Below are 26,248 nucleotides of genomic sequence, written 5' to 3' on the forward strand. Positions count from 1 at the left end.
CGTCGTTCACGACCCGCTCGACCGTCGCATCGGCGACCGGGTCAACTCTGCCAGGTGAAGCTTCTCAACGTGTATTCGCGGCGGAGCCGGAGGCGTGCGAGGTGCCGCACGTCACTGCTCCGGAACCGAACGTGACTATGCCGGCGACTTGTGGGTGACCTTGCTGAAGCTCTTCGCCATTCCGCGGTCCACACCGGCTTTCACCAAGCCGAAGATCAAGCCCTGCAACGCCGCCGCGACGAGCACGTCGCGGGTGCTCTGTGACAGGTCTTGTGGTTCCGGCTTCGGGCGGTTCTGCCCCACTCGCTTCCAGACCTGCTGGAAGACCGCTCCCGCGAGCACACCTCCCCCGACACTCGCCGCCAGGGCAAGGGGCTTGTACATCATCACGCTTGCGTCGGGCATCTGGTGGTTCCTCCTTCGTTGCGGCGCCCAGGGTGGCGCCGCGATCTCCCGACCGAGGTACCCGTCTCCCGCCGACGGCAAACGGCCGGGTCGGTGCATCTGCAATGCCTTGCGACGGCCCGACGGGGCGTGCAATTCGGCGGTGTACCCGGACATACGACGAGGCCGCACGTCTTGCGACGTGCGGCCTCGCGGTAAGCAGATCAGGCCCTGAGGTACGCGATCAAGCCTTGGTAGGCGGCGTCTGCTTCTCGGGTTCGGGCTTGTAGTCGATACCCGACTCCTTGCGCTGCTCCGGGGTGATGGGCCCGGGCGCCTCGGTCAGCGGATCGACACCGCCGCCCGACTTCGGGAACGCGATCACCTCGCGGATCGAATCCATTCCGGCGAGCAGTGCGGTGATGCGATCCCAGCCGAACGCGATGCCGCCGTGCGGAGGCGCGCCGTATTTGAAGGCTTCGAGAAGGAAGCCGAACTTGTCGTTCGCCTCCTCCTGCGAGATGCCCATCACCTTGAACACTCGTTCCTGGATGTCGGGGCGGTGGATACGGATCGAGCCACCACCGATCTCGTTGCCGTTGCAGACGATGTCGTACGCGTAGGCGAGTGCCGAACCGGGATCGGTATCGAACGTGTCCATGAACTCGGGCTTGGGCGAGGTGAACGCGTGGTGCACCGCCGTCCATGCCGAATGCCCCAGTGCCACATCGCCGCTCGCAGTGGCATCGGCAGCGGGCTCGAAGAGCGGAGCATCGACGATCCACACGAACGCCCACGCGTTCGGATCGATGAGATCGAGCTTGCGGGCGATCTCCCCACGTGCCGCGCCGAGCAGCGCACGCATCGGCTTCGTCGCGCCGGCGGCGAAGAAGATGCAGTCGCCGGGCTTGGCGCCGACGTGGTCGGCGAGCCCCGCACGCTCGGCGTCGGTGAGATTCTTGGCAACCGGCCCGGTGAGTTCGCCGTCCTCCCCCACGAGGACGTACGCGAGACCCTTCGCTCCGCGCTGCTTGGCCCATTCCTGCCATGCATCGAGCTGGCGTCGCGGCTGGCTCGCGCCACCCTCCATGACCACCGCACCGACGTACTCCGCCTGGAAGACCCGGAAGGTGGTGTCCTTGAAGAATTCCTTGCACTCGACGAGTTCGACCCCGAACCTCAGGTCCGGCTTGTCCGAACCGAAACGGCGCATCGCCTCGGCGTACGTCATCCGTGGAATCGGCGTCTCGAGTTCGTACCCGACCAGCCGCCACAACGCTTCGAGCACATCCTCGGCGAGCAGCATGACGTCGTCCTGGGTGACGAACGCCATCTCGATGTCGAGCTGAGTGAACTCGGGCTGCCGGTCCGCTCGGAAATCCTCGTCGCGGTAGCACCGGGCGATCTGGTAGTACCGCTCGATACCACCGGCCATAAGCAGCTGCTTGAACAGCTGCGGCGACTGCGGCAGTGCATAGAAGTTGCCGGGCTGCAGGCGCGCGGGCACCAGGAAGTCGCGGGCACCCTCGGGGGTGGAACGCGTCAGCGTCGGGGTTTCGACCTCGACGAACTCGTGCTCGGCGAGCACCGCGCGCGCAGCGGCGTTGACCTTGCTGCGCAGGCGGAGGGCCTTGCCCGGGCCTTCGCGTCGCAGGTCGAGGTAACGGTACTTGAGGCGGGCTTCTTCGCCGGCCTGGTCGTCGAGCTGGAAGGGCAGCGGAGCAGCCTCGTTCAGCACCTCGAGTCCGGTGGCGTTGACCTCGATGGCGCCGGTCGGGATCTCGAAGTTCTGATTTCCCTCGGGGCGCATCTCGACCACACCGGTTACCTTGACGCAGTATTCGGCGCGCAGACGGTGGGCCTGCTCGAGCACCCCCTGCTCGCGGAAGACCACCTGCGCCACCCCCGACGCATCGCGCAGGTCGATGAAGATGACCCCGCCGTGGTCGCGGCGCCGAGCGACCCAACCGGTGAGGGTGACAGTCTGCTCGGCGTGCTCGGCTCGCAACGAGCCGGCGAGATGGGTGCGCAGCACGGAAGTCCTTTCGAAACGATCAGCGACGGGTTCGTCGGTGTAATCCTACGAAAGAGGAGAACAGGGTGGGCACACGCATGCCGAAACAGCCTCGTGGCAAGCTGGTGCGACTTCTGGGCACTGCGACGAGAAAGCGATGCGATGACCTTCAACGAGGGCGCACGGATGAATCCCGGCCGAGTCCGCACCGGGGGCGGGGGGCGCGGCGGCAAGATCGCTCTCGGTGGCGGCGCCGGCAGCATCGTGGTGCTGATTCTCGCGCTGTTGTTCGGCGGTGATCCGGGCGCGCTCCTCGGCTCCGGCGACCCGGACCAGTCCACCGAGTACGGGGCAGGCGGCACCGTCGAAGGATGCGAGACGGGCGCCGATTTCAATGCGAACGTCGACTGCCGCATCGTGGGCACCGTCGGAAGCCTGGATCTGGTGTGGGAGCAGCACCTCGCCCAGCAGACCGGAGTGGCATACGTGCAGCCCGAGGTCGCCATCTTCAGCGGCTCGACCTCGACAGGGTGCGGCAATGCCACCAGCGATATCGGTCCCTTCTACTGCCCGCCCGATCAGACGGCGTACTTCGACAGCAGCTTCTTCGAGGAACTCGTGACGCGCTTCGGAGCGAGCGCCGGACCGCTCGCGCAGGAGTACGTGGTCGCGCACGAGGTGGGTCATCACATCCAGAACCAGCTCGGCGATCTCGGCCGCGCGCAGGCCGATCCGCGAGGCCCGGAGTCCGGCGCGGTGCGCACCGAGCTTCAGGCCGACTGTTACGCAGGGGTGTGGGCGTACCACGCGGACAAGATGCCCGATCCGAACACGGGGCAGCCGTTTCTCACGCCTCTCAGCGACACCGACATCCGTGACGCTCTCTCAGCGGCGTCCGCTGTGGGCGACGACCGGATCCAGTCTGCCGCGTCGGGTCGGGTCAACCCGGAGGCGTGGACCCACGGCTCGTCGGAGCAGCGTCAGAAGTGGTTCCTCGCCGGATACCGCACCGGCCAGGTGTCGGCGTGCGACACCTACTCGGCGCGCGACCTCGACTCTCCGGACGCATTGCGCTGACGCGCACTTTCACGCATTGCGCTGACGCGCACTTTCAGGTGACGTCGACCGTCATGTACGCGCGGTCGGCGTCGAGGTCCGCCAGCCGTCGCATACGCAGTGCCACCGGCCAACGGCCCACGCGACTCGCTTTGAGGTAGAAGACCCGCTCGCCACCTGCCCCGGGGAGCGGGTTCTTCGAGGGCACGAATCGGACGTCGTGCAACACGAGGCCCGCGCCCACCCTGCTGGTGAACCAGCAATAGTCGCGGGACGTGCTCTCCTCCATGTGGAGTTCGATCATGTCCCCCACATCGACTGTCAGATCCTGTGGACCAGTACGGATGTGCTTCATCACCTCAGAGTACGAGGCCACTGTGACGCAGACGACTACATTCGGGACCCCTGCATATCGTGAGCCACGCGTTTCGGTGCGGCAGTGATATGTGTGACATCGGGTCGTCCCGGGCACCCGAAGGAGATGAACGACAAATCACCCGGAACAACGCGCACCGACGCGGAGATCGGCGGTTATCTGCTCGCCCTGGCAGACGGTGACGCGTACAACGAACTGACCGAGGCCGTCGGTGTACTCATCTCCAGCACCGACTCGCACCCGCCGCCCTACGACGGTGTGTTCCGGTGGGTCGTCGGCAGCATCGCGGATGTACTGGTCAGCAAGTGCGGACCCGAGCTTCGTGGCAGCGAAGGCGTCGCACTCACGATCCGCACCGTCGGCGGGGACGAAGTCGACCTGAGCAGTCTCGCCGAACCCGAGTCGAGCGTGATGAAGGCCGTCGCCGACGTGCTCGCCGGTGGCGCCTCCGAAGCACGGGTGAAACTGGGACCCGTCGGATTGGGCATGGACTGGATTAGCCGCCTCGAGATGCTCGTCGAAGCTGTGTTGTGGCTCGACAAGCTTCTCGACGCGCCGGCCCCGAACATGCCCGACCGTTTCCCGTGGTGACCGCCCCCATTCCTGAACCTGGGCCCTAGCGGGCCGTCACGACGCGTGTGTGCTTCGCCGCGTGAGTAGACCTCGGCCTCGCAGCACCGGACCACCGACCCCTCTGCCCGTGCAGATCGACTGCGCTTGCAGACGGTCGGTGGTCCGGTTTTCCGGCTCTCGAGACGGAAATCGCAGCTCGGTTCCGAACCTGCGGACGCCTGAGCCATCGCGCCACACGGATCCGGCAGAATCGACGTGGCAGGATCCCGGCCATGCATCGCGCCGCCTCGACCGTCGTCCAACGCCTCTTGCGCTCTGCACTTCGCATCGTCGATTCGGCCGAATCTTCCGATGGGCAACCATTCTCCGAGCCGGAGATCCTGCTGCCGCACATGCGGTCGCGCCGCGTCGGGTGGACGCACTACGGCGTCATGATTCCCGACCTCCCGGAACCGCACCGATTCTTCTCGATGATGTCCCTCGTCGGTGCGACGGGATCACTGGCGTTCGACAACGACCAGGCCTTGGCCGCTAGCCCGCGCCACAACGCATCCCTGGTGGCCGGAACCGCAGCGTCATATCCCGGACACTTCGGCAACTATGCATTCGACGACACGTTCGTTGCGGCTCCCGACGGGTCGGCGCTGCGCTTCGGCGACGACCTGACGCTGACCGGCGGGTATCCACACTTCCGGCTGGAAGGTCGCCTCGGCGACGTAGAGATCACGTTGCGCCTGACCAACACGGACAAGGTCTCGTGGTTCTTCCGCAACCCGGTCTACAAGCACTTCGGTCTTCTCACCGAGTATGCGGGCGCAATCACCCACGGCGGCAGCACGGTCGACGTCGAGGGGTTGTGCTCGTTCGAGTACGGCGCGTGCCCGAGTCCGTACCTCGTGCGCGACGCGCCACTCCCCGCGTCGTTCAAAGCTCCCCTCGACTACTTCGTGTATCAGATCGTCAATCTCGATGCCGACAACCAGATCCTGCTGAGCAGGTACTCGATCGGCGGGACCCCGCTGATGACCACTGCGCTGCACCGGTCGCGCGACCGGTACGGCACCCGGTTCGAGGACGTGTCGTTCGAGGTGCTCGCGCTGCGTGACGCCCCCGAACCGACGCCGTACGGGATCCCGATGGACGTCCCGAGCGAAACCCGTTTCCTGGTCGCGGGTGCCGACGGACGCCCGTGGCTGGACCTGCACGCGACCATGGACACGAACTTCACGTTCGGGCTGGGGAGCGGGTTCGTCACCGGCTTCGTGTACACGGCGATCTGGCGTGGAGCCGAAATATCGGGACGGGGTTACTTCGAGTTCATCGATCGCCGGTCTGCGGATCGGCAGGCTCTCCGAGGCCGCGGGCACCCTGCCGAACGACCAGTACCGGACACGCCGCGTGCTCGGCGACGTGCGAGCTGACCGATCCGAGGAGCAGGCCGGCGAAGCCCCCGTGCCCTCGGCTGCCGACGACGACCATCGTCGCTTCACGACTGGCGTCCGTCAGGACCAGTGCCGCATTTCCTTTGGCGACGCGCTGACGTAGACCGGACGGAAGGTTGTCTCCGAACGCATCGGCCAGAGCTGTCCGCAGGACGCTCACCGCATCGATGTCAGGGCGGTAGTCCTCGGGAAACGCCACGAATCCGTACGTGTTCGGCACTTCCCACGCAGTCACCGCGTCGATGCCCGCGCCGAGACCGGGGGCGAGTCGCGCCGCCCACCGCAGAGCGTTGATCGACGAATCCGATCCGTCGACTCCCACCACCACGCGTGGAGACTCGTTCCTCGAGGTCATCGTGCGGCTGCCCTTCGTCGCGATCCTTCGACCGTAATCGAACGCAGTACGCGATGCAGGCGAACGCGACGCCCTGGTACAGGCGCGCGTCAGATACCGGGAATGAACCCCGGATAAACGTAATGGCTGTTTCCTCCGCCCGGCATGGAACTCCCCGTCACACTGGGTATGTTCGCGGGCAATCTCACGAGCTTGTGCGGGTTCCCGTGCTCGTCGGCTTGCCAGCACTCGAACGTCACGCCGTGAAAGGCGGTGCACACGATTCGGGTGGAGGTCCCGAAAGGCGACGTGAGCCGCTCCCGTGCGTCGAGCGGATTCCAGTAGCCGGGGTCGGTCGGGGTGAGGAAGTTCTTCGTCTCGAACGGCACGAGCGGAGTTGGGTAGTCCGGTATCGGAGGCCATTCGTCCGCCATCGCAGTCGCGGCGCCTCCGACAGCGACGGCAGCGATGCACGCCGCGGTGACGGCGAACCGGGTGACGTGGCGCGATGCTGAAACCATCGGATCCCTTCCGGTCGTTGCCGGTTCGGATTTCCGGCAGTTCCGGACAATGTAAACCGAACCGTCACGGCAGGGAGCCGTTCGGCTCGCGTCGGGCCATTGGACGTTTACTTGCCTATTCGATCGAGGCGCCGCCGGGTACGCCCGAAGCATCGCCCATTCGATCCAGGAGGACGATGTGTCGGCCGACGACCTGCGCGACCTGCTCGGCTCTTCTTTCCCCGATCCCGTGCTCGTTCTCGACGAAGGCAGATTGCATACCGTCGACGCCGCACACACGGACGAGCGGAGCAAAGCCTTCGTCGTCGTCACGAGGGACGAACTACGGCAACAGCTTCCGCAGGACCGGGAGCACACCGACACCGATCTCGAACTGCTGGCGAGCACGCTCGGCTCGACGGTCGCGAATCTCGGAGGATGACCCCTGACCCCGATGCGCACGGGTGACAGTGGCAACGATGAGGGCCCGCGGGAAGAAACCCCGCGGACCCTCATCGTCCCTGCCGATCGCTAACCGAGGGCTTCAGCCGAACCGGAGAAGAAGTCGAGGGCATCGAACAGAGACGCAACGGCGCTGAAGAAATCTGCCAGGAAGGCGAAATCGATCATGGTGCTTCTCCTATCGGGCGGTGTCCGTCAGTAAGACCAGTAACGGCTGTCACTGCGATTCCCATTGTTACCGCAATCCCCTGCTATCGCAGCGCACGCGACACGCACGTGCGCAGACCTGGGCGCCTCCGCCCGCCCGTTTGCGCTGGTAGCGCGCTCAGCCGAGTTTTCCCGACAAGCGCTCGAGACGAGCCATACTCGCGCCGTCCAGTCCGACGATCTCCACACGCTTTCCCCTCTCGGCGTACTTGTGTTGCACCGAGTCGAAGGTCGCCACGGTCGAGGCATCCCACACTTCCGCATCGGTGAGATCGATGACCACGTACTCGGGGTCGTGTGCGTAATCGAACCGGTGCACCAGGTCGTTGCTCGAAGCCCAGAACAGTTCACCGGACACCCGGTAGGTGCGCGTGCCCTCCACGTCGGCGGTCTCCACCCTGGTCATGTGCGCGACCCTCCGCGCGAACGCGACCATCGCTGTCAGCACTCCCGAGACCACCCCGATCGCAAGATTGTCGGTGGCAAGCGTCGCCCCGACGGTCACCAGCATCACCAGGGTCTCGCTGCGGGGCATCAATCGCAGCGTCCGTGGCGCGATGCTGTGCCAGTCGAGCGTGGTCACGGCGATCACCAGCATCACCGCGACCAGCGCAGCCATCGGTATCGCCCCGACCACGTCCCCGACGGTGACACACAACACCAGCAGGAACAGTCCCGCAAGGAATGTCGAGATCCGCGTCCGCGCACGCCCTTCCTTGACGTTGATCATCGTCTGCCCGATCATCGCGCAACCGCCCATGCCGCCGAACAGTGCACCGGCCCAGTTCGCTACTCCCTGTCCCCATGCCTCGCGGGTCTTGTCGGATCGGCTGTCGGTGATCTCGTCGACGAGTTTCGCGGTCATCAGGGACTCCATGAGCCCGACGAGTGCCAGGCCCACCGCGTACGGGGCGATGATCGCGAGAGTCTCCGTGGTGAAGGGAAGGTCGGGGATCATCCACGTGGGAAATCCACCGGGGAGATCGCCCTGATCGGCCACATCGGGCACGTCGAGTCCGAACAGGATCACCGCGCCGGTGAGCACGACGATCGCGACGAGAGCGGCGGGCACCGCGGTCGTCAGTTTCGGGATGGCCACGATCAGGACGATCCCGAACGCCACCATGGGATAGACGAGCCACGGAACGCCGAAGAGGTGTCGCAGTTGCGCCGCGAAGATGAGAATCGCCAGGGCGTTGACGAAGCCGATCATGACGGATCGGGGTATGAAGCGCATCAGCTTCGCCACGCCCGCTACGGCGAGCACGATCTGCAGGGCCCCGGCGAGCCACACCGCGGCGATGAGATAGTCCAGGCCGTGCGAGGCGACGAGCGGCGCGATCACCAGCGCAGTCGCGCCCGCAGCAGCAGAGACCATCGCCGGGCGGCCACCGACGAACGCGATGGTCATCGCCATGATGCACGACGTGTAGAGCGCAACCTTCGGATCGACACCGGCGATGACGGCGAACGACACCACTTCGGGGATCAACGCGAGTGCGGTCACCAGACCGGCCAGGATCTCGGTCGTGAGGCGCCGAGGGGACCGGAGGGTTTCTGACACGGTTTGCACCGGAAGAGTCTAGGCGCGACGCTCACCGCCGCCGTGTCACGCTGCCGATGGTTCCCGGCGCGAATTGGCTCCCGGCGCGCCCGCGGGCGGATCTGTGCGCGTGATCGCACTTACGGTACAGACGGAACTTTGCGGACGGGCAATCCGTCATATTCTGTGGAAGACCCTTTTGTCCGCGAGTTACCAGAGAGAGCCATGAGTCGCGCCAAGCGCAAACCTCGAAGACCCATCCCGCCCATGAGTGACGAACCTCCCGTCACCGAGCCCCGGATCCTCCCGTGTTGACCGCCCTCGGAATCGCGTTCGGTATCGCCGTCGTCCTGGCCATCACCGCCGTGACCGGCTACTTCGTAGCCCAGGAATTCGCCTACATGGCCGTGGACCGGTCACGTTTGAAAGCCCGCGCCGAAAGCGGCGACACCGCCGCGGCACGCGCCTTGTCCGTCACAAGACGCACCTCCTTCATGCTGTCGGGTGCGCAACTCGGTATCACCGTCACCGGCCTTCTCGTCGGTTATGTCGCAGAACCCCTCATCGGTAGTGGACTCGGCGAAGCCTTCGGCGGAATCGGAATCCCCACGGCCGTCGGTGTGGCATTCGGCACAGTCCTCGCCGTGCTGTTCTCCACTGTCGTTCAGATGGTCTTCGGTGAGCTCGTACCGAAGAACCTGGCCATTGCACGGCCCGAGCCGGTCGCGAGATGGCTGGCGTTGTCCACCACCGTCTATCTCAAGCTGTTCGGCTGGCTGATCCGGCTGTTCGACGCCTCGTCGAACCTGCTCCTGCGCGCGCTGCGAATCGAACCCGTTCACGACGTGGAACATTCGGCGACGCCTCGTGACCTCGAGCACATCGTCGCCGAATCCCGTGACGCCGGCGAACTCCCCAAAGAACTGTCGACCCTGCTCGATCGCATCCTCGACTTTCCCACCCGGACCGCCGAACACGCCATGATCCCCCGCTCACACGTGGATGTCGTCGACCTCGACGAACCGGTGCGCGACATCCTCGTCAAGATGAGCACGGGCCACACGCGGTATCCGGTGGTCGGCACATCGTCGGACGATCTGCGCGGTGTGGTGCACCTGCACGACCTACTCGACGTGCGCGCCGAGGCGGGCACAGCCGCATCGGTATGCCGTCCGCCCGTCATCGTCCCGACGACGTTGTCCCTGCCGGACGTCCTCAAGGAACTCACCGCCGCGAACGACGAGATGGCCCTGGTCATCGACGAATACGGCGGTTTCGCCGGCGTGGTCACCATCGAGGACATCGCCGAAGAACTCGTCGGCGAGATCGCGGACGAGCACGATCCGGAGGTGTCGGCCGAGGTCATCGTGCGCGACGGCGACGGCTGGCTGATCCGCGGTGACGCCCACCTCGACGAGGTCAGCCGCACGCTCGAACACGAACTCCCGGAGGGTGACTACGAAACCCTCGCCGGACTGGTCATCACCGAGTTCGGCGGGTTGCCCGAAATCGGTGACACCGTCGAGATCCGGCTCGATCCCGACCCCGCCGACCTGGTGCACGAAGAACGGCCACCACGTCGCACGCTCGTCGCGCAGGTCCGCGACATCGAAAAGCATGTGCCGGCCTCGTTGCACGTGACCGTAAGGAACGAGGAGGCGACTCGCGATGAGTAATCCGTGGGTAGTCCTGGCCGTCACAGTCGGATTGATCGCAGCCAGTGCGTTTTTCGTCGCAGTCGAATTCGCTCTGATCGCCGCCCGGCGCCATCGGCTCGAGGACGCGGCGCCGGACAGCCGGTCGGCACGCGCCGCACTGCGGAGCGCGTCGGAACTGTCGGTGCTGCTCGCAGGTTCGCAGCTCGGCATCACGGTGTGCACGCTCGCGCTCGGTGCGACGACCAAGCCCGCCGTGCACCATTGGCTCACTCCCCTGTTCGAAACATGGGGTGCGCCGTTGTGGCTCGCGGATGTCACCGGTTTCGTCCTCGCGTTGATCATCGTGACGTTCCTGCACCTGGTGGTCGGCGAGATGGCACCGAAGTCGTGGGCTATCGCACATCCGGAGAAGTCGGCGACCATGCTCGCCATTCCGATGCGCGGGTTCATGTGGCTGACGCGGCCCGTCATCGTCCGGCTCAATCAGCTGGCCAACTGGTGCCTCCGGAAGGTCGGTGTCGACGCGGTCGATCAGGTGAGCACAGGCCAGGACTCCGATGCGCTGCGGCATCTCGTGGAGCATTCCGCCACTGTCGGCACGCTCGACGAGCGCTACCACGGGCACCTGACGAGCGCGCTCGAACTCGAGGCGCTCACGCTCGGTGACATCGTCACGCCTTCGCCGCCGAGCAGCGTCCGCCCGGAGGCGACAGCGCACGAGATCCAGGAGACAGCGCACCGTACGGGCCACCTGAGGCTGCTCGTGCGCGGTAACGGGCATGTCGACGGAGTCGTGCATGTACGCGACAGTCTGCAAGCGGCGGAGGACGTCACCGCGGCGGATCTGATGCGGCCGGCCCTGACGCTCGACTCGTCCGTCCCGGTCTACGAAGCGTTGCGGACAATGCGGGAAACGCGGAATCATTTGGCAACGGTCACAACCGACGGCAAGGTGGTGGGTCTCATCACCCTCGCCGACGTCCTTGGCAGACTGCTGCCGACGGACGCCGTGCCCGCCTGACGGGACAGACACGCTCGGCTCCGAGCGTCACGAGGGGCCATCGGCCGGGATACCCGGCACGGTGGCCCTTCGTCGTTCCTCGATACGGCACCTACCTGCTCGTTCTGCGCTCACCCGGACACGACACGCCGTACCGGCGAGTAGGGGTTCGGGTCTGTCATAGTTCTCGTACGGGTACGGCATGTGCGGAACGTCACTTTCCGATCACCGCACACACCGTGCCGCTCTGAGATACGGCACATGACAGGGGCTCGACACATGCAGACATCCCAGCGACGCCTGTTGTTCGTGGGACATCCCGATGCTTCGGAGATATCCCAATGGGCGGCCGTGCGCGAGATGGCAGTTCAACAGGGTTGGCAGACGACCCGGAAATACTCGCCCGGCAACATCACCTGCGCCGTGGTTTCGGAGAACGTGCTCGACGGCGTGTGCTCGCCCACCGAAGCAACGCTGATGCATCAACTGCATGCCGACGAGGTTCGCTGCGCGAGCGCCACCGACACCGCCAACAACCTGTTCGCCTCTGCAACGTAGCCGCTCCTCCGGCTACCCGGAGGTGAGTTCGCGCACCAGATCCGCCGCAGCCGGATCGGAGGTGGCCAGCAGGCCGCGCACCGACTCGCGATGCGCGTCGGGCACGAGGTGGACACCGCCGTATGTGTGCTGTTCCGAACCCACCGGCAGCACCCGCATGACCACGGTGGCACCGTCGAGGACGGCCCCGATCGTCCGATCTCGGACGTCGAGAGTCTCGCCGGTGCGTTGGTTCGAAACCGTGAGTCCTTCGCCCGGCTGCGTCGCGTCGACCAGGAAACTGTCGAGGGACGCCCCTTTCCAACTCTGCGCCAGGTCGTGTTCGTCCGCTGGGAGCAGCGCCGACCAGTGGTCGACGAAGTCGGCGAACGCGCCCGCCTCGAACAGCGTGAGGTCGGCGACGAGGCGACTCGTTTCCGATTCGTTCGCATTCGCCCCAGCAGCCCGGTCGAGGTCCGCGCGCACGGTCGTCCACCGTGGTTCGTCCAGGACGAGACTCGCCTTGGCGTACAGCCACGCCGCGCGTTCGCTCAGCGATGCATCGGACCGTCCGAGGTGGCACACCTTGTACTTGCGGCCCGATCCGCACCAGCATCGCTCGTTGCGTCCCAGTTCCGGATGTTCGGCCGGCTCGAAACGCCGGAGGAACGGGTACATGCTGTGCGCCGAGCCTTCGGCGACACGTTCGAGCAGGCGAAGACCGGTTGCCGCATCACCTTTCACCGCGGCGATCGTCGCCAGGTCTTCGAGCGCGGGCTCGAACTCCGGCGCTCCGGCGAGAGCGAGACGGTATCGTCGCTCGGCCTCACCGATATCGCCGAGCGCCTGAGCCGCCCGCCCGCCGATCCAGAGGGCACTCGCGAGCGCGACCCGCGGTCCGCGCCGGGTGACCTGCTCTGCGGCCGCGGCCACGACCCGCGGGTCGAATCGCAGCCGCCCGAGCGCCTCGTCCACGCACAACCGCGCGACCCGCGAGTCCGAAAGGCCGGCAAAGTCGTCGGGTTCGGCAAAATGCGAGTCGACGGTGGAGTCGCTGTCATTGCCGACGGCGAACGAGCCCGCGAGAGCGAGGAACGCCATCGCACCCCGTGCGGAACGGGTGTCCAGGCCGAACGCCCGCGAGAAGGAATCGGTGGCCACCTCGACGAGATATCCGCCGGTCGGTGCCGCGGTGACCGTACCGGACCGCACCAACCGGTAACCGTCGCGCACCAACCCCGCACCCTCGAGTTGCTCGGCGAGCGGCAGACACGCCTCACGCACCAGCTCGCTGTCGTCCGCGAGAGCGACGAACAGGTCGGTGTCCGGATACAGCGCGTCCTCCGGTGACGCGAGCAGGGCAGCGCGATCGGTCGTCCAGTCGCCCAAGGTCCCGCGGCCGACATTCGGATACGGATGCGGGTCGACGACGAATTCACCTCCTGTACAGGTCACTGCGATGAGGTCACCGACGGTGTTCCCGGCGAAAAAGTTTTCGGGGAAGAGCAGAACCCCGAAAGCGGCCCAGGACACAGCCGACAGTCCTCGTTCCTCGAAAGATTCCTCGCCGGGCATCGCGACGAGGATCTCCGGATCGGCGCTCGGCAGGCAGACCGGCAGCATCACATCGAAGAGTTCGACGGCGTCTGCGGAGATCTCCTCGGCGGTGAGTCGATGCGTCCAGATTCGCCGTTCCAGCAAGGTCCGCGGGGTGGCGAACCGCCCGTCGGCGAGGTGCATGATCCGCTGATCGTCGAACACGTCGCCGAGTTCGAGGGCTGATGCGAGCGCAGCGGCATCCCCGAAGCCGCGTGCCGACAACGCGGCGGCGATCTCCTCCACACCGAGCGCTCCCCGCTCCTCGAGGACAGCGACGGCTGTGGCGACAAGATCGGGAGACGGTTCGTTCACGACACGAGCCTACGACGCCGGCCCCTACCGATCGGTCGTGGCCGTCTCGCTTCCGGCCCGCCGGAAGGCCGTAAGTGATAGCTTGCGAAAACCCCTCGAGAGAGACCGGATCTCATGCCCGACGTCACGGAGACCTTGCGAGTGGAACTCGAAGAGGTCGGCGCCCGACATTGGTGGGCTGCGCTTCTCGCGACCCTGTCGTCACAATCGGGCAACGCCTACATGCGGTTCGTCGGAGTCGTCGACGGCGAGCTCCGTTACTTCGGACGAACCTTCCCGGTGCCGCGGATGTGGGGACCGGAATCCCCGCAGGAGAAGTGGGCTCCGGGAATGAACGACAGCCTCACCGATCTGACCCGCCGGATCGACGAAGACGGATGGCGCCGGGTCGGCTGCGGAACCCGGGCTTGGGAACTTACCTTCGAGCGGCCTTCCCTCCGCCCGCAGGAGTAATGAAAGCAGGCAACAGGGAGCGCTGCGCTATCTCCCGGCCTGCCCCAGGGTGGCGTGCATTTCCCACACGATGACCTCGGCGCCGGTGGCTGTCGTGAGCATCTGCCCCCCGCCGCCGCTGATCCGTACGGCGTCACCTTCCGCCAGAGGACCGGCGCCCTCGAGTGCCGCCTCGCCGCGCGCGACGAAGACGTGCAGATAGGGGGCGTCGGGGAGGGAAACCGGCTGTCCGGGCTGCACTCGTGCGACGTGCATGGCGGCATATTTGTTGCGGATGCGGATCGCGGAGTGGTCGGCGTAGGCCTTCATTCCGGATGCGACCGGCACCAGTCCACCCGCGAGCAGTTCGTGGTCGATCTCGAGTTGCTCGTATCCGGGGGTGATGCCGGATTCGTCTGGCAGAACCCACATCTGGATGAAATGGACGGGGTTGTCGTGGCGATCGGCGTGGATGCCGGCTGCACCGTCGAAGCGCCACGAGTCGTTCTTCTCGGAATGGAGGATTCCTGTGCCGGCACTCATGCGCTGGGCCAGACCGGGATAGAGAACGCCGGAGTTTCCCGTCGAATCCTGATGGACGAGGGAGCCCTCGAGCACCCATGTCACGATTTCCATGTCCTGGTGCGGATGGGTATCGAAACCCGTTCCCGGCGCGACGATGTCGTCGTTGTTGACCATGAGCACCCCGTGGTGGGTGTTGGCCGGGTCGTAGTGGTGGCCGAACGAGAACGAGTGCTTGGAATCGAGCCATCCGATCCTCGTCTTGTCGCGGGCGTCCGCGCGCCGGACGTCGAGAACGGTGTCGTGCGGTGTGGTACTCATCGTGTCTCTTCCTGGGTGGAGCGCTGGGGGTTCTCGGTGGGGGGATTGCGACGAGGGCGAATGCGGGCGTGCGGTAGCTGCGGAGCGGGCAGGCGCGAGACGGCGCCCACGTAACCCTCCACCCGCCCGAAGCGTTCGGATTCGCGCTCCCATTCGTCGCGGAAGGCGGCGATCTCGTCGTGGTCGCGGCCGACGAAGTTCCACCACATGACGATCTCCTCACCGAACGGCTTGCCGCCGAGAAGGATCAGCCGGGCGGGTGCGTCGCCGGCGCCGGCGCCGGTGATCGTCAGTGAGGAGACACCGGTGCCGACATAGCCGAGTTCACCACGAGACAAGGGTGTATCCGACAGCGCCACCGATCCGGTGTCGACGAGCAGCCCGTGTTCGTAGCCGGGATCGACGTCGAGGGCGACGGTCGCTCCGGGTTCGACGACGATCTCGGCCCCGAGCAGCGGGCTGAAGGTGGTGACCGGCGACGTCGATCCCGCGAGGTTACCGAGAAACACGCGTGCCCTCGCGCCACCACCGAGTTCGGTGGTGGGCGGCACATAGTGCTGGAAGTCGCGCGGCGTGTTCCGGGCGGCGTCGGGCAGGGCCACCCACAGTTGCACACCGTGCAGGGTCGAGGTACCGGGTGTCGAGACTTCCGAATGACAGATGCCGTGCCCGCCGGTCATGAGGTTGACCTCCCCCGGCCGGACGATCGCGTGGACTCCGAGGCTGTCGCGGTGTTCTATCTCGCCGGTGAACAGCCACGAGACGGTCTGCAACCCGGTGTGGGGGTGCGGTGCGACGTCCATTCCTCCGGTCGACACGACATCGTCCGGACCGTAGTGGTCCACGAAGCACCATGCTCCGATAAGCGAGCGCTGCCGCTGCGGCAACGTGCGGCGGACGGACATGGCGCGGGGACCGCCGAGCGGGACCTCACGTGAGGTGATGATCTCGACGTAGGGGTGCCGCACGTCGCCGACAGGGAGATCGTCGGCACGACAACGGATTTCGTCGGGATCTGTGTCGATGTTGCTCATGGGCTTCGGTGACTCCGATCGGGGACGGACGAGAATGTGCGGTGGGGGCGCTTGTCAGAGCACTGTGGACCCGTACATTTCGCCGAGCGGATCGGCGATCAGTTCGAGTCGCGCCCCGTCCGGATCCCGGAAATACAGGGACACCTCGGAGTGCTCGACGAGTTCGATCCCGGCTTCGATCAGTCTGTCGCGCAGACGGTTCCAGCGTTCGGGTTCCACACTGATCGCGACATGATGCAGCCCTCCCAGAACTTCCTGGTACGGACCGAGGTCGAGGCCGGGAAAATCGAAGAACGCCAGCAGGTTCCGGTTCCCGATATCGAAGAAGAAGTGTGAGGACCCCGGATAGTCCCGATTCTCGATCAGTTCGGTGAGTGGAAACTCGAGCAGTCCTTGGTAGAACTGCACCGTGCGCTCGACGTCGCTGCTCACGAGGGCGGTGTGGTGCAGGCCCCGCGCCGACGACGGGGGTCTGGTATCCGTCGGTGCGAGGTAGCGGGTCCGGATCCGGGCGCGCCGGCGTTCGAACTCCTCCGCCGCATCGATGTTGTCGTTGCCGGTCATCCCGACCTCCTCCGTCCACCGGCGATGCTGCGCCGGGGCACTTCGTCGATTCCGCAACCAGAGTGACACAAATTTCGTTGCACAGTCAACTACTTGCGTTAGACTGCAGGTCATGACGAAGAAATGGCTGAGCGACGAGGAACAAGTGCTGTGGCGGTCCTATCTGGACGTGACGCGCATGTTGTTCCGTGAGCTGGACAGGCAACTGCTCCGCGATGCAGGCATCTCCTTCGCCGACTACGAGATCCTGGTCCTTCTTTCCGAAGCACCCGATACCCGAATGAGGATGAGCGACCTCGCCGACGCGAGCACGACGACCCGCAGTGGCATCACGCGCGCGATCTCGCGGATGGAAAACGCCGGGTGGGTGCGCCGCACCGGGTGCAAGTCCGACAAACGCGGCGCCTGGGCGGAGTTGTCCGCGAAGGGCTCGTCCGTCCTCGCCGACGCGAGCCCCGGCCACGTGGCGGCGGTGCGGGAGGGCATGTTCGACGCACTCACTCCCGAAGAGGTCACGGCGATGGGCAACGCGTTCACCGAAATGCGCACTCGCCTGCTCGAACGTCGCCGCCCCTCCTGACAGCCCGTCCGTGAGTGCGGCTACGTTGAGTACGCCACAGACCCGAAAACATCAAGGCGGTAACCGATGCGCCACGATCCGCGACGCACCTCGCTCGACCTCTACCCCATACAGCGCACGCTCACGACACTGTTCAGTGACACCGACGCACTCGGGCACATCAACAACATTTCGATCGCGCGCTATTTCGAACAAGCCCGCGTGATGATCATGGAGGCCATCGCACCGTCACGCGGCGTGCCCCTGTTCGAACGCGCAGTCCTCGCGCGCATCGAGATCGACTACCTCGCCGAGGTCTTCTATCCCCACGAGGTCGTCGTTGCGACGGGAGTGCTGCGCGTCGGCACGTCGTCCCTGATCGTGGGCTCGGCGCTCTTCCAGCACGACCGCTGCGTCGCGCTCGCCGATTCGGTGGACGTGAGCACCGCGATCGCGGGTGGCAGCCGTCCGATCACCGACGACGCGCGAACCGTCCTGGAGAAGTTCCAGCTCGACCTTCCCGCATAGGGGCTCAGAGTTCACCGAGCACGGTGTCCGGGTCGAGCAGCGCCACGACCGGGCCGTCCAGCGCCTGCCAGAGCGCCTCGGTTTCGGAATCGTCGCCGATCGCTCCTTCGCTCGCGAGGAGATTCTTCTCCAGGAAGCATCGCACCGGCGCCGAATCCACCGTGGATCCGAGCCGGAACCGGTCGTGGACGGCGAACGTCATGAGCAGCAGATCCGGGACTCGCGACTCATCGGGTCGCAGGCGCGGCTGGAAATAAGGCACATCGATCACGCGTGCGCCCTCGGTCGCATAGAACGCCAGCCGCCGCCCCGGATCGCCGAAACCCCGATCGCGATGGCGACGGGGATCCTCCACCTCGCCGAGAACGAGGAGCGGATCGAAGCGACGCGTCCACTCCTCCATGACCGTGCGCAGGATCCGGCGGCCGATGCCGCCGCCCCGCCGTCCCGGGTGGGTCGCGAGGTACACCGTCAGGATCACCTTGCACTCCGGGAACCATTGACCGACAACACCACCCACGACCTCGTTGCGTTCGGTCAGGGCGACGGAGGCGAACATGCGTGGTTCGGGATCGGCGAGCGCGCGGGACAGCTCGTCGGGCATGAGGAGTTCTTCGTCCGGGAACGACGGGGTCAGTACGTCGTCGTAGAACTCGTCGAGCGCCGATTCGGGAAGCTCACCGACATCGACGATACGGAGAGGAATTCCTCCCGCCACATTCGTTTCGGTCATCGCACTCTCCATCTCGGGCGGATCGCGGCTCGATACGCTCCCTGAGGTTACAGATACGGACGGGTGATCAGCTCGATGGCGTGGCCCGGAGGATCGAAGAAGTACACCCCTCGTCCGCCGTGTCCGGAATTGCATTCGCCCTTGCGACGCATCTGCGGATCGGCCCAATGATCGATATCGGCCTCGATCAATCTCGCGTATGCGCGTCGGAACAGTTCGTCGTCGACAAGAAAGGCGTAGTGCTGCATCTGGATATCGACCGGGGGTTCGGCGAACTGGAGGAGGACCCCGTCGTCGAGGACGATATTGGTGAACACACCCCAGGAGGGCGCTTCACCGAGTTCGAGCAGATCGCGAAAGAACGCGGCCGAACGGGCACGGTCCTTCGACGCGATAATGGTGTGGTTGAACGATACGGACATGTGGATCTCTCTTTCGATTCGTGGAGTGGAGCACTTGCGCTTTGCTTCACGAAACGAGGCGGAGCCCGAACATCTCTGCGGCGGCACCGGTCGGGTGCCGCGGAGGAAGTCAGAACTCCACCGGATCACCAATCCGTGTGTGGCATGACGCCGGCCCGGTGTTCACGCGCAAGAGGCTACACCGCAGTTTTCTCGGACGACAGCTTCCGGAAGAAATCCGTCAGAACAATGTGGGAGCGCCGAGGGCGTCGATCGGTTCGCGACGACGCTCATCCGGGGCACTCGGAATTTCCCGGTGTTCCGACTTCTCGCCCCCGAGACCGTAGCGCTGGATCAAGGGCGCTACCCGGGCATCGAGCCATCGGGAGTATTCCGGCGTGACGTATGCGCCGCGTCCGTACAGAGCGCGATACCGCCGTACCAACGCCGGGTGTTGCTCCGACAACCACGACAGGAACCACCCCCGGGTGGAACCACGCAGATGCATCGGTATCACGGTCACGGACGACGCCCCGGCCGCCGCCACGGACCCCAGCAGTTCGTCGAGGTGCCGGCTCGAATCGGTGAGGAACGGGATGACCGGCGCGATCATCACGTGACACGACAGCCCAATGCCGGTGATCGCGCGCACCAGCTCCAGACGCGCCTTGGGAGAAGGGGTTCCGGGCTCGATCTGCTGTTGCAGGTCGTGATCGACGATCGGAAGGGACACTGCGGTGCGCACCTCGACCTGCTGGGCCGCCAGCGACAACAGCGGCAGATCGCGCCGTAACAACGTGCCTTTGGTGAGAATCGAGAACGGCGTGCCCGACTCGGCGAGTGCCCGGATCACGCCCGGCATGAGCCGATAGCGGCCCTCCGCACGCTGATACGGATCGGTATTGGTGCCCAGCGCGACGTGCTCCCGGGTCCACGATCGGCGCGCGAGTTCGCGGCGCAGCACCGCGGCCACATTCGTCTTGACCACCAACTGGCTGTCGAAGTCGTGCCCGGCGTCGAGATCGAGATATTCGTGCGTCGGACGGGCGAAACAGTAACGGCACGCGTGACTGCAACCCCTGAACGTGTTCACGGTGTACCGGAAGGGCAACCGGGATGCGTCCGGAGTCTTGTTCAGTGCGCTCTTGCACAACACCTCGTGGAAGGTGATGCCCTCGAACTCCGGCGTCTGCACGCTCCGCACGAGCCCCGCCCGGTCCAGACCGGGAAGAGCGCCGTCGTCCGCGTCCACCGCCTGAGCTGCCCACCGCATGAACACAGTCGAACATGTGTGCGATCGCGTGTCAATGCGGAACGGGATGAGGTTCCCTGATGCCGGGTGGTAGGGAAGGATCTGTGCACCACTGTGCCGAGGGAAGGAAACCCGTGACCGAAACCGCCGTTCCCGCGACCGCAGGCCCCGGCCGAGACCGACAAGGTGTGGTCTACCGCAACGGCGCGCTCGGCCGTCGCCCCGCGGTGCCCACCGCATTCGGCGACCTCGAACGCGCCGCGCGGCGCGCCAGTTCGAAACGAGCCTGGGCGTATGTGGCCGGCGGCGCCGGTGAAGGACGCACGATGCGCAACAACCGGCGTGCGTTCGACCGCTGGGCGATCGTCCCGCGCATGGCGCACGGGGTAACCGAGCGCGATCTGACTACGACGGTGGTGGGCACGTCGTTGTCGTCGCCGCTGCTGCTCGCCCCGGTGGGCGCCGGAGCACTGATGGCGCGCGGCAGCGACCTGTCGATCGCCCGGGCGGCGGCCGCGACGGGTGTTCCGTACATCTTCTCCAATCAGGGTTGCAGCCCGATGGAGGAGTGCGCCGCCGCGATGGGCACGGCTCCGCGCTGGTTCCAGCTGTACTGGAGTTCCGACGAGGATCTCGTCGACAGCCTGCTCCGAAGGGCCGAAGCCGCCGCCGCAGGAGCCGTCGTGGTCACGCTCGACACGACGATGCTCGGGTGGCGTCCCCAGGATCTGAATCTCGGTTCGTTGCCGTTCGCGCGGGGCGAGGGCATCGCTCAGTACACGTCGGATCCGCGCTTCCTCGAGATCGTCCGGCAGCGGATCGACGCCGCCCGGAATGCGGTCACGGAGCGGCCCGACGTCACGCTGGGCGCGATCCGCACGCTGATCTCGATGACTCGCAACCATCCGGGAAGGTTCCTCGACAACCTGCGTTCCCCGGTGCCGCGCGCCGCCGCGGAAACGCTCCTCGACATCTACTCGAATCCCGGGCTGAGCTGGGAACATCTCGCAACCCTTCGCGACCGCACGAAGCTTCCGATCGTGCTCAAAGGGATCCTGCATCCCGACGATGCTCGCCGCGCCGTCGATCTCGGCGTCGACGCGATGGTCGTGTCGAACCACGGCGGCCGCCAGATCGACGGATCGATCGCGTCGCTGGACGCATTGCCCGAGATCCGGGCCGCTGTGGGGCGGGAACCTACCCTGTTGCTGGACAGCGGGATACGAAGCGGATCCGATGTGTTCGTCGCTCTCGCGCTCGGTGCCGACGCGGTGCTGCTCGGCCGGCCCTACATGTACGGGCTGGCGGTTGCGGGGCAGCGGGGCGTCGAGGAGGTCATCCGCAACGTCGTCGCCGAGTTCGACCTCACCATGGCGCTGGCAGGAGCGCGATCGGTGCGCGACATCGACGAACGGTTCGTCCGCCCCAACCCGTCACTGTGATCGGCCCCGGACGGGTTCGGCACAGCACCGGCTCCCCTGGCTCGAGTCCTGGGCGCGAGATGTGCGGTGTCCGAACGGTCGTCACGTCGTGTCGCCGACGTCGGCGCCTCGAGCTACAGTGCTCGGCACACTGATCTTCGAGGGGGGTTCGATGAGCGGTTTGTTTCACGGTGCCGAAATCCGGGTGGTTCCCGATGGAATCAGAGCGTTCGGTACGACCAATCTGACCGCGGCCGAGAATGTCGCGCGCGCCGGGGCGATCGACCTTCAGGCGAACATCGCTTCGCTCAGCCCCGCTCTCGGGTTGATCGGCGCGGAGTTCCTCGCCGTCTTCGGTGCCGCACAATCCGAACACAGCCGGGCGGTCGGCCGGCTCGCTCTCGCATACGGGTCCTGCGGTTTTGCCGCGCACGAGGCGGCGACCGGTTACGAGAACGCCGATGCCGCAACCGCCGACGCACTCGCGCACACGACGGGGGCGCTGTGAACCAGGTCGTGCAAGCTCCTCCCCCGACGTCCCCGACAGTGCTCGACGCTCTCCGTGCGTCTCCCGTCGGACCGGTTCTGGACGTACCCCTGCCGGCGATTTCCGGCCCTACAGTGTTCTCGGGTCAGTTCCCGCTGTTGCCCGACACGAATGCCATCACCGAACTCCTGCAATCGATTCCGGTTCCGGTCATGCCTGAGATCCAGGAGTTGCTGCGGCCGCTCACCGAACTCGGGTCACTCTTCGGCACAGGAATCGTCGACGCGCTCGACCCCACCGCCGTGCTGCAGCAGGCATCACGGCTTCTCGAATCCGCGACCGCGTTGGGGCGCAGCGCACTTCATGCTCTTCCGGATTCGTGGGAGGGCGCCACCGCTGAGGCCGCGGCCGACCACGGCATCCGCGCCCGGCAGGCGACCATCGAACTCGCCGACCGCGGCGACCGCATCGGCGACGTGACCCGTGCGGCGACCGCCACCGTGGAGCGAGGGAATGTCGAGCTGACCGGTATCGCAAGCTCTTTCGTCTCGATCGCGGTCGCGGCTGCACCTGCGGCGATCACGCCGGTGGGTCAGGCCGCTCTACTTGCCTCCGCGGTCGAGCATCTGCATGCCGCTCTCGCCGTCGTTGCACGAACCCGCGGCGAACTGACGGTACACACCGGAACGATGAGTGCGCTGACCACGCCTGTTCCCGTGCCCGCCCCCGTGTCGACGGTCCTCGCCGACCCTCGGGTGCTCTCCGGCGTCGCGACCGACGCCGTCTCGACGGTCACGGGAGCGGTGACCACGATGGCAGGCTCTGCCGCCCCAGATGGCGAAGCCTCCACCTCGCCGGCCTCGTATGCGCCGCCCACCCCCGGGGCACACCCCCTGGCACAGACGATGCCGAGCGCTGCTGCCGGAGTCGGTATCTCCTCGTCGTTCGCGGCGCCGGCCGGGGCAGGCCACGGACTTTCCGGCCTCGGCCAGACCGGCCTGGGTTCGGCCCTCCCGGTCTCCGCCGTTCCGTCCACGGGAGCGGGGGTGCCGGGCACAGCGGGAACGGGCGCACCAGGAACGGGCACGCCGGGCACCGCGGGGCGCGGACCGGCCCTCGGCGCCCTGCCTGTCGGCGCCGGCGCGCGACAGGACGTCGACGACTCTCACCGGTCGACCCCCGGATTCCTCGTCGCCGCAGCGACGAGCACGGACGTCGTGGGTGATCTACCGCTGGTCACGCCAGCTGTGATCGGGGGAGATCCAGCCTGGTGACATGCCGTCGGGGCGTCCCCGGTTCGTGACTCGGCCGGTTTCCGAAGCACAGCCGGGGAAGCCCCGCTCTCGCGTACCGTCGTCAGAGTGGTCGATGTCCATCCGAGGAAGATCGGCGTCGAAGAGGAATTCCAGCTCATCGACGTGAGGACAAGACGTCTCGCCCCGCGAGCACCCCAACTGCTCGCCCGGCTGTCCGACGTCGGTTTCGTCGCCGAGATGCAGCGGTGTGTGGTGGAGGCCAACAGTACGGTCCACACCGACCTCGCCGCCTTGCGGACCGACCTGAAGGCCAAGCGTGCCCTGCTGGTGTCTACGGCGGCCACGATGGGTCTGGGAGTCGCCGCGGCGGGCTCGGCCCCCTTGGGCGTGCCGGAAGAAATACGCGTCAGCGATACTCCCCGGTTCCACCGCATGCTCACCGAGTACCAACTCCTTGCCCGTGAACAACTCATCTGTGGCACCCAGGTCCACGTGGAGATCTCCGACCGCGACGAAGCGGTGCGAGTCGCCCACCGGATCACGCCGCATCTGCCACTGTTCCTCGCCCTCAGCGCGAGCTCCCCGTTCTGGCCCGACGGTTCCGACACCGGATACGCCAGTGTCCGGCCGCTGATGTGGATCCGGTGGCCCACCACCGGGCCCTCCCCGCCGGTGTCGTCAGCCGCCGAGTACGACCGGCTGGTCGCCGACCTGGTGTCGAGCGGAGCGATCACCGACCCGGGGATGGTGTATTTCGATGTGCGCCCTTCGTCGCACCTGCCCACCCTCGAACTGCGCGTGTGCGACAGCTGCCCCTCCGTCGACACGATCACGCTCGTGACGGGCCTCTACCGTGCCCTCGTCGACCGGGAGGTCGCGGTGGTACGCGCCGGAGACCCACCGCCGGTGCCGTCACCGACCCTCGTGCGGGCGGCGATGTGGCGCGCCGCGCGCAGCGGTGTGGAAGGCGACCTCGTCGATCTCGACGCCTCACTCCCCCGTCCTGCCGCGGACATTCTCGCCCGCTTCCTCGCCACGGTACGGCCGCAACTGGAAGACAACGGTGATTGGGAACTCGTCACACAGCTCGCTGCGGACGCCGTCGAGCGCGGGAGTTCTTCCGCTCGGCAGCGCAGGGTGCTGCGGCGCCGCGGCAAGATGACCGACGTCGTCGATCACCTGCTCGCCGAGACCGCCGGTCACGCCGAACCGTCCTACCCGGGAGGCGGCTCGCAGTGCGCGCTGCTGCACGGTTACCCACCGACGCGCCATAGGGCGCCGTACGACGAGGCGATCGGCAGCGATGGTGTGCCGCGATCCCACTACCTGCGCCCGCTGCAATCGCTGGCGCGTCTCGGCGCCACGACGCTGCGAATGTCGCAGGACGCGATCGCGCAAACGCAGAGTGCAGAGAAAGTCACCTTCCGCCCCAGAGGTGAGGGCAGTCCGCAGCCGTTCCCGATGGACGTGGTGCCCAGGATCGTCACCGCCGCGGCGTGGCAGGGGCTCCAACGCGCGCTCGAGCAGCGCGTGACCGCCCTGAACGCTTTTCTCGTCGACATCTACGGCCGCAGGGAAATCCTCGCGGCCGGCGTGCTCCCACCGGAGGTACTCGATCTCGCCCGCGGCTACCGCAGCACCGGCGACGCGTCGCACGGTCGCGCAGTACGCGCGCACGTTGCCGCAGTGGATCTGGCGTGCACAGGACCGGATCGCTTCGTCGTGCTCGAAGATCACCTCCGCAACCCCACCGGGATCGGATATGCGCTGGCGCACCGGGCGATGACGCAGCGTTTCCTGGGCGACCTCTGGCCGGCGACCGGGATCGTCGGCGTCGACGGCACACCCGAGCTGATCTTCCGGACCCTCGCCGACGCCGCCCCGCCGGCAGCGGGCGACGAGGTCACCGTTGCGGTACTCGACGCCGGCGCACGGGACCCGGGATGGTTCGAACACGTGATGCTCGCCGACCGCGCCGGAGTCGAACTGGTGCAGACGGACGAACTGGTCGTGCGCGACGACGTCGTCTACATCCAGCACGGACCGTCGTTCACGCGCGTGGACGTGCTGTACAGCCGGATCGACGAGGAGACGTTGCTGTCGTCGACCGGTTACGACGGACGTCCGTTGCGGTCCGGACTGCTCGGGGCCGTCCGTGCGGGCACTCTCACCCTCGCCAATGCGCTGGGCAACGGGGTCGGTGACGACAGGTCCGTGTACCGGTACGTGCCCGCGATGATCGAGTACTACCTCGGCCAGCGACCGCTGCTCGACCAAGTGTTCACCTGGGTGTGCGCCGATCCTGCCCAGCGTGACCACGTTCTGACTCGTCTCGACGAACTCGTCGTCAGGCCCGTCGACGGTGGCGACGGAGCGGAGATCATGGTCGGTCCCGAGGCAGGTTCGGCCGAACTCGAACGGCGACACCTCGAATTGCTCACCCACCCCGAGCGTTTCGTCGCTCACGAGTTGGTGACGACGTCCACTCACCCCACCTTCGACGGAGACGGCCTGTACCCTCGCCACGTCGATCTGCGCGCATTCGTATATCTGCGACCCGACAGAACGTCGGTGAGGGCGGAGGTGGCACCGGCGCTGCTCACCCGTGTGGCCCCGACGGGAAGTGCGGTCGTCGATTCGAGTCGCGGGGGTGGAACCAAGGACACCTGGATTCTCGAACCTCCGGAGGGGTGACACCGGCGGTCTCCGTGCCCACCGGGTCCCGCGACCTGCTGCGTCGG

At 66.4% G+C, this 26,248-nt stretch carries 27 protein-coding genes; 14 read left to right on the top strand and 13 right to left on the bottom strand.

Annotated elements, in window-relative coordinates:
* Positions 1–135 precede the first annotated feature (135 nt).
* Together RDCOP1_RS02080 and aspS are read right to left on the bottom strand one after the other, a co-directional pair.
* Entirely contained in the window at positions 136–405 is a 270-nt protein-coding gene (locus RDCOP1_RS02080; protein ID WP_072698402.1) for a DUF4235 domain-containing protein, read from the bottom strand.
* Between the two features lie 223 nt (positions 406–628).
* The gene (gene aspS, locus RDCOP1_RS02085) at positions 629–2,419 is read right to left on the bottom strand and encodes an aspartate--tRNA ligase (protein WP_072698403.1); all 1,791 of its coding nucleotides are present in this window, start codon (positions 2,417–2,419) and stop codon (positions 629–631) included.
* Between aspS and ypfJ the strand changes: the two genes are divergently transcribed.
* Entirely contained in the window at positions 2,405–3,475 is a 1,071-nt protein-coding gene (gene ypfJ / locus RDCOP1_RS02090; protein WP_084722301.1) for a KPN_02809 family neutral zinc metallopeptidase, read from the top strand. The genes aspS and ypfJ overlap by 15 nt on opposite strands.
* Before the next feature lie 34 nt (positions 3,476–3,509).
* Here ypfJ and RDCOP1_RS02095 read toward each other — a convergent pair whose 3' ends face one another.
* The gene (locus RDCOP1_RS02095) at positions 3,510–3,809 is read right to left on the bottom strand and encodes a protease inhibitor I42 family protein (RefSeq protein WP_072698839.1); all 300 of its coding nucleotides are present in this window, start codon (positions 3,807–3,809) and stop codon (positions 3,510–3,512) included.
* Positions 3,810–3,935: 126 nt separating this feature from the next.
* Between RDCOP1_RS02095 and RDCOP1_RS02100 the strand changes: the two genes are divergently transcribed.
* Positions 3,936–4,421: a hypothetical protein gene (locus RDCOP1_RS02100; protein WP_072698405.1), complete on the top strand. Its 486-nt coding sequence runs from the start codon at positions 3,936–3,938 to the stop codon at positions 4,419–4,421.
* A 254-nt stretch (positions 4,422–4,675) separates the two neighbouring features.
* Positions 4,676–5,824, top strand: coding sequence for a DUF6670 family protein (locus tag RDCOP1_RS02105; protein WP_072698406.1), 1,149 nt, complete (start codon positions 4,676–4,678; stop codon positions 5,822–5,824).
* Here RDCOP1_RS02105 and RDCOP1_RS02110 read toward each other — a convergent pair.
* Both RDCOP1_RS02110 and RDCOP1_RS02115 read right to left on the bottom strand, forming a co-directional pair.
* On the bottom strand, positions 5,721–6,200 hold the full coding sequence (locus RDCOP1_RS02110) for a universal stress protein (RefSeq protein ID WP_072698407.1): 480 nt from the start codon (positions 6,198–6,200) through the stop codon (positions 5,721–5,723). The genes RDCOP1_RS02105 and RDCOP1_RS02110 overlap by 104 nt on opposite strands.
* Positions 6,201–6,289: 89 nt before the next feature.
* The gene (locus RDCOP1_RS02115; protein WP_072698408.1) at positions 6,290–6,700 is read right to left on the bottom strand and encodes a hypothetical protein; all 411 of its coding nucleotides are present in this window, start codon (positions 6,698–6,700) and stop codon (positions 6,290–6,292) included.
* A 178-nt stretch (positions 6,701–6,878) separates the two neighbouring features.
* On the opposite strand from RDCOP1_RS02115, the gene RDCOP1_RS02120 reads away from it, so the two are divergent.
* Complete coding sequence (locus RDCOP1_RS02120) at positions 6,879–7,121, top strand: hypothetical protein (protein WP_174555750.1); 243 nt, start codon at positions 6,879–6,881, stop codon at positions 7,119–7,121.
* Between the two features lie 345 nt (positions 7,122–7,466).
* On the opposite strand, the gene RDCOP1_RS02125 is transcribed toward RDCOP1_RS02120, so the two are convergent.
* Positions 7,467–8,921: a SulP family inorganic anion transporter gene (locus RDCOP1_RS02125; protein WP_072698410.1), complete on the bottom strand. Its 1,455-nt coding sequence runs from the start codon at positions 8,919–8,921 to the stop codon at positions 7,467–7,469.
* A gap of 278 nt (positions 8,922–9,199) precedes the next feature.
* Between RDCOP1_RS02125 and RDCOP1_RS02130 the strand changes: the two genes are divergently transcribed.
* The 3 genes from RDCOP1_RS02130 (at position 9,200) to RDCOP1_RS02140 (ending at position 12,107) form a co-directional block, all read left to right on the top strand.
* Positions 9,200–10,567 (top strand): hemolysin family protein, encoded by a 1,368-nt coding sequence (locus RDCOP1_RS02130; protein WP_072698411.1) that lies wholly within the window; start codon positions 9,200–9,202, stop codon positions 10,565–10,567.
* On the top strand, positions 10,560–11,570 hold the full coding sequence (locus tag RDCOP1_RS02135; RefSeq protein WP_072698412.1) for a hemolysin family protein: 1,011 nt from the start codon (positions 10,560–10,562) through the stop codon (positions 11,568–11,570). The genes RDCOP1_RS02130 and RDCOP1_RS02135 overlap by 8 nt, the downstream gene beginning before the upstream one ends.
* Before the next feature lie 258 nt (positions 11,571–11,828).
* Positions 11,829–12,107 (top strand): hypothetical protein, encoded by a 279-nt coding sequence (locus RDCOP1_RS02140; RefSeq protein ID WP_072698413.1) that lies wholly within the window; start codon positions 11,829–11,831, stop codon positions 12,105–12,107.
* Between the two features lie 12 nt (positions 12,108–12,119).
* On the opposite strand, the gene RDCOP1_RS02145 is transcribed toward RDCOP1_RS02140, so the two are convergent.
* A complete protein-coding gene (locus tag RDCOP1_RS02145) occupies positions 12,120–13,997 on the bottom strand; it encodes an SEC-C domain-containing protein (protein WP_072698414.1) in 1,878 nt (625 codons plus the stop codon).
* A gap of 114 nt (positions 13,998–14,111) precedes the next feature.
* Here RDCOP1_RS02145 and RDCOP1_RS02150 point away from each other — a divergent pair, with 114 nt between their 5' ends.
* A complete protein-coding gene (locus RDCOP1_RS02150) occupies positions 14,112–14,450 on the top strand; it encodes a hypothetical protein (protein ID WP_072698415.1) in 339 nt (112 codons plus the stop codon).
* A 27-nt stretch (positions 14,451–14,477) separates the two neighbouring features.
* Here RDCOP1_RS02150 and RDCOP1_RS02155 read toward each other — a convergent pair whose 3' ends face one another.
* Genes RDCOP1_RS02155 through RDCOP1_RS02165 form a run of 3 tightly spaced genes read right to left on the bottom strand, consistent with a single transcriptional unit; the run spans position 14,478 to position 16,870 of the window.
* A complete protein-coding gene (locus RDCOP1_RS02155; protein WP_072698416.1) occupies positions 14,478–15,272 on the bottom strand; it encodes a pirin family protein in 795 nt (264 codons plus the stop codon).
* Positions 15,269–16,306 (bottom strand): pirin family protein, encoded by a 1,038-nt coding sequence (locus RDCOP1_RS02160; protein ID WP_072698417.1) that lies wholly within the window; start codon positions 16,304–16,306, stop codon positions 15,269–15,271. Before RDCOP1_RS02160 ends, RDCOP1_RS02155 begins: the two co-directional genes overlap by 4 nt.
* A gap of 54 nt (positions 16,307–16,360) precedes the next feature.
* Positions 16,361–16,870, bottom strand: coding sequence for a VOC family protein (locus tag RDCOP1_RS02165; protein WP_072698418.1), 510 nt, complete (start codon positions 16,868–16,870; stop codon positions 16,361–16,363).
* 112 nt (positions 16,871–16,982) lie between these two features.
* Here RDCOP1_RS02165 and RDCOP1_RS02170 point away from each other — a divergent pair, with 112 nt between their 5' ends.
* Together RDCOP1_RS02170 and RDCOP1_RS02175 are read left to right on the top strand one after the other, a co-directional pair.
* A complete protein-coding gene (locus RDCOP1_RS02170; RefSeq protein WP_072698419.1) occupies positions 16,983–17,450 on the top strand; it encodes a MarR family winged helix-turn-helix transcriptional regulator in 468 nt (155 codons plus the stop codon).
* A 66-nt stretch (positions 17,451–17,516) separates the two neighbouring features.
* Positions 17,517–17,957 (top strand): acyl-CoA thioesterase, encoded by a 441-nt coding sequence (locus RDCOP1_RS02175; protein WP_072698420.1) that lies wholly within the window; start codon positions 17,517–17,519, stop codon positions 17,955–17,957.
* A gap of 4 nt (positions 17,958–17,961) precedes the next feature.
* Here the strand turns inward: RDCOP1_RS02175 and RDCOP1_RS02180 are convergent, their stop codons facing one another.
* From RDCOP1_RS02180 to RDCOP1_RS02190, 3 genes are all read right to left on the bottom strand, one after another.
* Complete coding sequence (locus RDCOP1_RS02180; protein WP_169848799.1) at positions 17,962–18,690, bottom strand: GNAT family N-acetyltransferase; 729 nt, start codon at positions 18,688–18,690, stop codon at positions 17,962–17,964.
* Between the two features lie 47 nt (positions 18,691–18,737).
* A complete protein-coding gene (locus RDCOP1_RS02185) occupies positions 18,738–19,112 on the bottom strand; it encodes a VOC family protein (protein ID WP_072698422.1) in 375 nt (124 codons plus the stop codon).
* A 220-nt stretch (positions 19,113–19,332) separates the two neighbouring features.
* Positions 19,333–20,364 (bottom strand): Rv2578c family radical SAM protein, encoded by a 1,032-nt coding sequence (locus tag RDCOP1_RS02190; protein ID WP_072698840.1) that lies wholly within the window; start codon positions 20,362–20,364, stop codon positions 19,333–19,335.
* Between the two features lie 113 nt (positions 20,365–20,477).
* Between RDCOP1_RS02190 and RDCOP1_RS02195 the strand changes: the two genes are divergently transcribed.
* From RDCOP1_RS02195 to RDCOP1_RS02210, 4 genes are all read left to right on the top strand, one after another.
* Positions 20,478–21,785 (top strand): alpha-hydroxy-acid oxidizing protein, encoded by a 1,308-nt coding sequence (locus RDCOP1_RS02195; protein WP_072698423.1) that lies wholly within the window; start codon positions 20,478–20,480, stop codon positions 21,783–21,785.
* 151 nt (positions 21,786–21,936) lie between these two features.
* On the top strand, positions 21,937–22,272 hold the full coding sequence (locus RDCOP1_RS02200) for a type VII secretion target (protein ID WP_072698841.1): 336 nt from the start codon (positions 21,937–21,939) through the stop codon (positions 22,270–22,272).
* 191 nt (positions 22,273–22,463) lie between these two features.
* A complete protein-coding gene (locus tag RDCOP1_RS02205; protein ID WP_231922950.1) occupies positions 22,464–23,525 on the top strand; it encodes a YML083C domain-containing protein in 1,062 nt (353 codons plus the stop codon).
* An 87-nt stretch (positions 23,526–23,612) separates the two neighbouring features.
* Complete coding sequence (locus RDCOP1_RS02210) at positions 23,613–26,201, top strand: carboxylate--amine ligase/circularly permuted type 2 ATP-grasp protein (protein ID WP_231922951.1); 2,589 nt, start codon at positions 23,613–23,615, stop codon at positions 26,199–26,201.
* The last annotated feature ends 47 nt before the right edge of the window (positions 26,202–26,248 follow it).

The organism is Rhodococcus coprophilus NBRC 100603 (assembly GCF_001895045.1).
GTDB classification, from domain to species: domain Bacteria; phylum Actinomycetota; class Actinomycetes; order Mycobacteriales; family Mycobacteriaceae; genus Rhodococcus; species Rhodococcus coprophilus.

Coding starts and splice junctions, on each gene's coding strand:
- RDCOP1_RS02080 (WP_072698402.1), bottom strand. CDS start 405: ATGCCCGACGCAAGCGTGATGATGTACAAGCCCCTTGCCCTGGCGGCG.
- ypfJ (WP_084722301.1), top strand. CDS start 2,405: ATGGGTGCGCAGCACGGAAGTCCTTTCGAAACGATCAGCGACGGGTTC.
- RDCOP1_RS02095 (WP_072698839.1), bottom strand. CDS start 3,809: ATGAAGCACATCCGTACTGGTCCACAGGATCTGACAGTCGATGTGGGG.
- RDCOP1_RS02100 (WP_072698405.1), top strand. CDS start 3,936: ATGAACGACAAATCACCCGGAACAACGCGCACCGACGCGGAGATCGGC.
- RDCOP1_RS02105 (WP_072698406.1), top strand. CDS start 4,676: ATGCATCGCGCCGCCTCGACCGTCGTCCAACGCCTCTTGCGCTCTGCA.
- RDCOP1_RS02110 (WP_072698407.1), bottom strand. CDS start 6,200: ATGACCTCGAGGAACGAGTCTCCACGCGTGGTGGTGGGAGTCGACGGA.
- RDCOP1_RS02115 (WP_072698408.1), bottom strand. CDS start 6,700: ATGGTTTCAGCATCGCGCCACGTCACCCGGTTCGCCGTCACCGCGGCG.
- RDCOP1_RS02135 (WP_072698412.1), top strand. CDS start 10,560: ATGAGTAATCCGTGGGTAGTCCTGGCCGTCACAGTCGGATTGATCGCA.
- RDCOP1_RS02140 (WP_072698413.1), top strand. CDS start 11,829: ATGCAGACATCCCAGCGACGCCTGTTGTTCGTGGGACATCCCGATGCT.
- RDCOP1_RS02150 (WP_072698415.1), top strand. CDS start 14,112: ATGCCCGACGTCACGGAGACCTTGCGAGTGGAACTCGAAGAGGTCGGC.
- RDCOP1_RS02155 (WP_072698416.1), bottom strand. CDS start 15,272: ATGAGTACCACACCGCACGACACCGTTCTCGACGTCCGGCGCGCGGAC.
- RDCOP1_RS02160 (WP_072698417.1), bottom strand. CDS start 16,306: ATGAGCAACATCGACACAGATCCCGACGAAATCCGTTGTCGTGCCGAC.
- RDCOP1_RS02165 (WP_072698418.1), bottom strand. CDS start 16,870: ATGACCGGCAACGACAACATCGATGCGGCGGAGGAGTTCGAACGCCGG.
- RDCOP1_RS02170 (WP_072698419.1), top strand. CDS start 16,983: ATGACGAAGAAATGGCTGAGCGACGAGGAACAAGTGCTGTGGCGGTCC.
- RDCOP1_RS02175 (WP_072698420.1), top strand. CDS start 17,517: ATGCGCCACGATCCGCGACGCACCTCGCTCGACCTCTACCCCATACAG.
- RDCOP1_RS02180 (WP_169848799.1), bottom strand. CDS start 18,690: ATGACCGAAACGAATGTGGCGGGAGGAATTCCTCTCCGTATCGTCGAT.
- RDCOP1_RS02185 (WP_072698422.1), bottom strand. CDS start 19,112: ATGTCCGTATCGTTCAACCACACCATTATCGCGTCGAAGGACCGTGCC.
- RDCOP1_RS02190 (WP_072698840.1), bottom strand. CDS start 20,364: ATGCGGTGGGCAGCTCAGGCGGTGGACGCGGACGACGGCGCTCTTCCC.
- RDCOP1_RS02200 (WP_072698841.1), top strand. CDS start 21,937: ATGAGCGGTTTGTTTCACGGTGCCGAAATCCGGGTGGTTCCCGATGGA.
- RDCOP1_RS02205 (WP_231922950.1), top strand. CDS start 22,464: ATGCCTGAGATCCAGGAGTTGCTGCGGCCGCTCACCGAACTCGGGTCA.